General features: G+C 71.5%; 8 protein-coding genes and 1 pseudogene. All 9 read left to right on the forward strand.

Annotated elements, in window-relative coordinates; translation table 11 throughout:
- Window positions 1-998 (forward strand): multicopper oxidase family protein (locus tag VEC03_RS06450; RefSeq protein WP_324913706.1); only part of this gene is annotated, 998 nt, incomplete at its 5' end.
- A 152-nt stretch (window positions 999-1,150) separates the two neighbouring features.
- Window positions 1,151-1,549 (forward strand): hypothetical protein, encoded by a 399-nt coding sequence (locus VEC03_RS06455; protein WP_324913708.1) that lies wholly within the window; start codon window positions 1,151-1,153, stop codon window positions 1,547-1,549.
- 91 nt (window positions 1,550-1,640) lie between these two features.
- Window positions 1,641-1,976: a hypothetical protein gene (locus VEC03_RS06460; protein ID WP_324913710.1), complete on the forward strand. Its 336-nt coding sequence runs from the start codon at window positions 1,641-1,643 to the stop codon at window positions 1,974-1,976.
- 10 nt (window positions 1,977-1,986) lie between these two features.
- The gene (locus VEC03_RS06465; RefSeq protein WP_324913712.1) at window positions 1,987-3,408 is read left to right on the forward strand and encodes a TolC family protein; all 1,422 of its coding nucleotides are present in this window, start codon (window positions 1,987-1,989) and stop codon (window positions 3,406-3,408) included.
- Window positions 3,409-3,419: 11 nt separating this feature from the next.
- Window positions 3,420-4,844: a copper oxidase gene (locus VEC03_RS06470; RefSeq protein WP_324913714.1), complete on the forward strand. Its 1,425-nt coding sequence runs from the start codon at window positions 3,420-3,422 to the stop codon at window positions 4,842-4,844.
- Between the two features lie 26 nt (window positions 4,845-4,870).
- Window positions 4,871-5,383 carry a cupredoxin family protein gene (locus tag VEC03_RS06475; RefSeq protein ID WP_324913716.1) on the forward strand — a complete coding sequence of 171 codons (513 nt, stop codon included), beginning with the start codon at window positions 4,871-4,873 and terminating at the stop codon, window positions 5,381-5,383.
- A complete protein-coding gene (locus tag VEC03_RS06480; protein WP_324913718.1) occupies window positions 5,380-5,871 on the forward strand; it encodes a DUF411 domain-containing protein in 492 nt (163 codons plus the stop codon). The genes VEC03_RS06475 and VEC03_RS06480 overlap by 4 nt, the downstream gene beginning before the upstream one ends.
- On the forward strand, window positions 5,868-6,218 hold the full coding sequence (locus tag VEC03_RS06485; protein WP_324913720.1) for a copper-binding protein: 351 nt from the start codon (window positions 5,868-5,870) through the stop codon (window positions 6,216-6,218). Before VEC03_RS06480 ends, VEC03_RS06485 begins: the two co-directional genes overlap by 4 nt.
- A 67-nt stretch (window positions 6,219-6,285) precedes the next feature.
- Window positions 6,286-6,605: pseudogene (locus VEC03_RS06490) on the forward strand (hypothetical protein); the annotation flags it as partial.

Raw genomic sequence — 6,605 nt, forward strand, 5'->3', positions numbered from 1 at the left:
AACAGGTCGAGCGCGGCCTGCAGGGCGCGCTGGTGGTGCAGGAGCGGCAGCCGCCGGAAGTCGACCGCGAGCTGGTGTGGATGCTGGACGACTGGCGCCTGGCACGCGACGGCCGCCTGGCCGGCGACTTCGGCCACCCGCACGACATCGCGCACGCGGGACGGATCGGCAACCTGGTCACCCTCAACGGGCGGCTGCCGCGCGACCTGCCGGTTCGGCGCGGCGAGCGGATCCGGCTGCGGCTGGTGAACGCGGCCAATGCCCGCATCTTCGGCCTGCGCTTCGACGGCCACGAGCCGCTGGTGGTGGCCATCGACGGGCAACCGGTGGCGCCGCACGCGCCCGAGCGCGGCACGGTCGTCCTCGCGCCCGGCATGCGCGTCGACCTGCTGCTCGATTGCGTCGGCCGCCCCGGGGAACGGCACGCGGTGGGCGACGTGTTCTATCCGCGCGCGGCCTACGACCTGCTGCGCCTGGCCTATGACGGCGAAACCATGCGCGAGCAGCCGCTGCCACCGCCGCGGCCGATCGCCCCCAACCCGCTGGCCGAGCCCGACCTGGCTTCCGCGACATCGCATGAGCTGCGCTTCGACGGCGGGATGATGGGCCGCCTGCACGGCGCCACGCTCGACGGCAAGCCGATGGGCATGAGGGCCCTGATGCGCGCGGGCAAGGCCTGGGCCGTCAACGGCGTGGTGGCCAGCGGCCACGTGCACGAACCGGCGCTGGCGCTGGAGCGCGGCCGCTCGTACGTGCTCGCGCTGGTCAACGACACCCGCTGGCACCACCCGATCCACCTGCACGGGCACGCCTTCCGGGTGCTGCGCCGCAACGGCCGGCCCACGGCGTTGCGCGAATGGCAGGACACCGTGCTGATGGCGCCGGACGAGCGGGTGGACGTCGCGCTGGTCGCCGACAACCCGGGCGACTGGATGCTCCACTGCCACATCCTGGAGCACCAGGCCGGCGGCATGATGGCCGTCGTGCGGGTGCGGTGAGCCTCGATCCGCTGTGCACGCACTTGACCTTGCCACGGGGGCAAGGTTCAGAGTGGCGTCGCGTCGGAAGCGTCACGGCCCAGCGGGGCTGCGGCGGCTCGCGAACTTCCGGTCGCGATGGCCCTCTCATTGAACTCCTAGAATCCTTGTCGATGTCCGTCCTCCGCACCCTGCTCGCCTGGTTGCTGCTGGCCGCGCTGCCCCTGCAGGGCTTCGCGGCGGCGACCACGCTGCTGTGCGGACCGGCGCACCATGCTGCCACCGCCAGCGCGGGCGCAACCGCCGCGCACCACGCAGCCAGCGATGGCCATGGACACGCGCACGAAGCGCAGGCCTTCGAATCCGATGCCGATGCCGATGCGACAACGAGCACTGCGACCGACATCGGCCATAGCTGCAACCTGTGTGCGGCGGCCTGCCATGGCCTCGGCGTGGCCAGCCAGCCGAGCCGGTTCGCGCCCGCCGATGCGCCCCAGGTGCTGCTGACCGAGGCGTTCCAGCGCCTGGCCAGCCGGCCGGCCCCGGTCCCCGACAAACCACCTCGCGCCTGAGCTCCACGGCGCCCGCCGCGTGCGGGCCGCCGAAGCTCGTCCGTTGCCTGCCGCGGCTGGCAACGCGCCCCCATCGTTCGCGCGAGGTTTCATGCACGCATCCGTACTTTCCTGGTGGCCGCTCCTGCTGGCCGCCGGCGCCGCCGGCCCCGTCGGCGCGCAGCCCGATCCCGCCCCGGCGTCGCCGCCGGCGTATCGCTCCGCCTTCGAGGACTACCGGCCCTGGGGCGACCAGCCCGTCGCGTCCTGGAAGGACGCCAACGGCACCGTCGGCCGCATCGGCGGCTGGAAGGCCTACGCGCAGGAGGCGAGCGGCGGCACTCTGCCGCCCGCTGCACCCGAGCCATCGAGCGGGCGCGACGAAAGGCCGGCGCAACCCGCGCCCACGGGCGAGCGCAGCCATGGCCACCACGGCCACCACCGGTAGGACGCCGCCGATGCCCATGCCTTTCCTCCGGATCTCGGCGCTTGCCGCAGCCGCGCTGCTGGCCGGCTGCGCCACCGTCGACATCGACCAGGCCGTCGGCCAGGCCAACGAGACCGCCGCCGCCTTCACCCAGGGCCGGCTGGAGCTGAGCCGCACCCCGCAGCAGCAGGAGCGCCGCGAGCAACTGACCCGGCAACTGCTGGCCCAGCCGCTGGGCCAGGCCGAGGCGGTGCAGCTCGCGCTGGCCAACAGCCCCACCTTCCAGGCGGTCGTTGCGCAGGGCTGGAGCGACATGGCCGCGGCGGCGCAAGGCGGCCGCATCGCCAACCCGGTGTTCAGCTTCGAGCGCATGCGCGCCGGCAGCGAACTGGAGATCGGCCGCCTGCTGTCGTTCGGGCTGCTGGACCTGCTGACGCTGCCGCGGCGCGCCGCGCTGGCCCGCACCCAGTCGGCGCAAGCCCAGCTGCAACTCACCCGGGACGTGGTGGACCAAGTGAGCCAGGTGCGGCTGGCCTGGGTGCGAGCCGTCGCCGCCCAGGAACAGCTCGGCTACGCCCGGCAGGTCAACCGCAGCGCGCAGGCCAGCGCCGAACTGGCGCGGCGCATGCAGGAAGCCGGCAACTTCAGCAAGCTGCAGCGCGCGCGCCAGCAGGCCTTCCATGCCGACGCCGTCGCGCAACTCGCGAGCGCGCAGCACGCCGCGACGGCCGCGCGCGAGGACCTGGTGCGCCGGCTCGGGCTGGGCGATGCACAGGCGGCCGAACTGAAGCTGCCCGAGCGCCTGCCCGAACTGCCGGCCCAGCCGCGCGCGCCGGGCGACGTCACCGGCGCCGCGCTCGAGCAGCGGCTGGACGTGCGCACCGCGCGCCTTCAGCTGGACAGCGCTGGCCGGGCCCAGGGCCTGGACCTGCTGAACGCGCTGGTCGACACCGAGGTCGGCATCCGGCGCGACACCCGGTTCGACGACGCCGAGGGCAGCCGCGCCACCGCCCGCGGCTGGGAGGCCGACATCCGCCTGCCGCTATTCGACTGGGGCGATGCCCGACGCGCGGCCATGGACGCGCAGTCGCTGGCCGCCGCCCACCGCTACGACGCCACGGTGCGTGCCGCCTCCTCGCGGCTGCGCGAGGGCTACTCGGCCTACCGCACCGCGTACGAGCGGGCCCGGCACTACCGCGACGAGATCGTGCCGCTGCGCAAGACCATCTCCGAGGAGAACGTGCTGCGCTACAACGGCATGCTGATCGGCGTGTTCGAACTGCTGGCCGACCACCGCGGGCAGGTCGGCGCCGTCATCGCCGCCATCGACGCCCAGCAGGCGTTCTGGCTGGCCGACGCCGCCCTGTCGGCCTCCCTCATCGGCCAGCCGCTCGCCGCGGCGCCCGCCGCCACGTCCCGCTCCGCTGCCAGCGGCGAAGCGGCCGCCCATTGAAAGCGCCCACCATGAACAGCAGACGCCACTTCCTCACCGGCGCCGGCGCGATCGGCGGCGCCGTCGCCGCCGCCTCCGTCAGCCGCGTGGCCATGGCCGCGTTGCCCGAGCCGGTCATCCAGGACAAGCCGGACACCGCGCCGCCGCTGGCACCGCCCGACGGCCGCCCCTACAACCCCGTCGTGACCCTCAACGGCTGGACCCTGCCCTGGCGCATGAACGCCGGCGTCAAGGAGTTCCACCTGGTGGCCGAGCCAGTGGTGCGCGAGATGGCGCCCGGCTTCAAGGCCCACCTGTGGGGCTACAACGGCCAGTCGCCCGGACCGACCATCGAGGTGGTCGAGGGCGACCGGGTGCGCATCTTCGTGACCAACAGGCTGCCCGAGCACACCACCATCCACTGGCACGGCCAGCGACTGCCCAACGGCATGGACGGCGTCGGCGGGCTGACGCAGAAGCACATCCCGCCGGGCAAGACCTTCGTGTACGAATTCGAGGCGCGCCGCCCCGGCACCTTCATGTACCACCCGCACGCCGACGAGATGGTGCAGATGGCCATTGGCATGATGGGCTTCTGGGTCACGCACCCCAAGGGCCGGCACCCGCTGATCGAACCGGTGGACCGCGATTTCGTGTTCCTGATGTCGTCCTTCGACATCGAGCCGGGGTCGTACACGCCCAAGGTGATGACCATGCTGGACTTCAACCTGTTCACCTTCAACAGCCGCATCTTCCCCGGCATCGCCTCGATGAATGTGCGCCGGGGCGACCGGGTGCGCATCCGCGCCGGCAACCTGACCATGACCAACCACCCGCTGCACCTGCACGGGCACGAGTTCACGGTCACCGGCACCGACGGCGGCCCCACGCCCAAGGCGGCGCGCTGGCCCGAGGTGACCACCGACGTGGCGGTCGGGCAGATGCGGCAGGTCGAGTTCGTCGCCGACGAGGAAGGCGACTGGGCCTTCCACTGCCACAAGAGCCACCACACCATGAACGCCATGGGCCACGACGTGCCCACCATGATCGGCGTGGACCATCGCCAGGTGGTCAAGGAGATCACCGACCTGATCCCCGACTACATGGTGATGGGCGAGCGCGGCATGTCGGACATGGCCGAGATGGAGATGCCGCTGCCGGACAACACCGCGCCGATGATGGCGGGGCAGGGGCCGTTCGGATCGCTCGAGATGGGCGGGATGTTCACCGTGCTGAAGGTGCGGCGCGACCAGCCGGCCGGGGACTACCGCAACCCCGACTGGTTCCGGCACCCGGCCGGCACCGTGGCCTGGGAATTCACCGGACAACTGCCGCCCACGCCGCGCGGGCAAGGCGCGGGCAGCGGCTCGGCGCCACCGCGCCGGCCGGCCGCGAAAAAGGACGTCGAGGTGCGCGTGCGCAAACCCGGGGCTGCGCACGGCACCCATGATCATTGATGGAACGAAGCGAAAGGAAACGATCGATGAAGTACACGAAATGGCTGTCGGCCCTCTCGCTGGCGGTGCTGGCCGCCGCCGGCGCGCAGGCCCACGAGAACGCCGGCCACGCGGCCCGGCACGACGCGCCGGTCGTGAAGGAACAGAAGCCCTGGGGCATCGCCGGCGATCGCAAGGCGGTCCAGCGCACGATCGACATCGCGATGACCGACGACATGCGCTTCACGCCTGCCCGCGTCGAGGTGCGCGAGGGCGAGACGGTGCGGCTGCGGGTGAGGAACAGCGGGCAGGTGCTGCACGAGCTGGTGATCGGCAACAAGGCCCAGTTCGACGAGCACGCCGCGATGATGATGAAGCACCCGGGCATGGAGCACGACGAGCCCGAGATGACCCACGTCAAGCCGGGCGCATCCGGCGAGATCGTCTGGAACTTCAACCGCCCGGGCGAGTTCGATTTCGCATGCCTGATCCCCGGCCACTACCAGGCCGGGATGGTCGGCACCCTCAAGGTCATGGCACGCAAGGAGCAGCAACGATGAACACTTCCTCCACCCTCACCCGCCGCAGCCTGGTGGTCGGCGCGTTCGCGCTGGCGGCTGGCGCCGCCACGAGCGTGCACGCGCAGAAGAAGCCCGGCATTCCGGTCGAAGTCTGGAAGGACCCGAGCTGCGGCTGCTGCAAGGACTGGGTCGCGCACATGCAGGCCAACGGCTTTGCGGTGAAGGTGCACGAAACCGGCAACAACGGCGTGCGCTCGCAGCTCGGGATCGACATGAAGTACGCCTCCTGCCACACGGCGGTGGTCGGCGGCTACGCGCTGGAGGGCCACGTGCCGGCGCGCGAGGTGCACCGGCTGCTGAAGGAAAAACCGCAGGCCAAGGGGCTGGCGGTGCCCGGCATGCCGATCGGATCGCCGGGCATGGACGGTCCGGCCTACGGCGGCCGGCGCGATGCCTACGACGTGGTGCTGCTCACCCGTGACGGTGGGGCCAGGGTCTGGCAGCACTACCAAGGGAACAAGTCATGAAGCGCATCCTCGTCACCGGCCTGGCCGGCCTCTCGCTCGCCACGGCGGCCCTGGCCCAGCAACCCGCTGCGGCCGACCACGACCAGCACCATCCGCCCGGGGCTGCAGCCCGAACCGCTGCCGATTTCACGGACGGCGAAGTGCGCAAGGTCGACAAGGAGGCCGGCAAGGTCACGCTCAAGCACGGGCCGATCCGCAACCTGGACATGCCGCCCATGACCATGGTGTTCAAGGCGACCGACCCGAAGCTGCTCGATGCGGTCAAGGTCGGCGACAAGGTCCGCTTCGTCGCCGACCGCCGCGACGGCGGCGGCTTCACCGTCCAGGCGATCGAGCCGGTTCGCTGAAGCCCGTTTTGTTTCACCTCATGGCACCGCCACCATCGCCGATGCTTCACTCCAACCAGGAGATCTCATGAAAGCCCGTCACCTCACCCTCGTACTGGCCCTGGCAAGCGCTGCCGCCTCGGCCCAGGTCAGCCAGGAAGACCACTCGGCGCACCACCCGGAGGGTTCGACCCCACCGGCGGCCGCCGCCCCGGCGCCGGCTCCCGCACAAGCCGGCGGGCCCCCCATGGACCAGCGCTATGCCGACCAGATGAAGCAGATGCAGGACATGCACGCGCGAATGCAGGCAGCGAAGACGCCGCGCGAGCGCAGTGCCCTCATGGACGAACACATGAAGCTGATGCAGTCCGGCATGGACCTGATGCGCCAGATGGGCGGCATGGGGAT

The organism is Ramlibacter sp. (genome assembly GCF_035627355.1).
Classification (GTDB): Bacteria; Pseudomonadota; Gammaproteobacteria; order Burkholderiales; family Burkholderiaceae_C; genus Ramlibacter.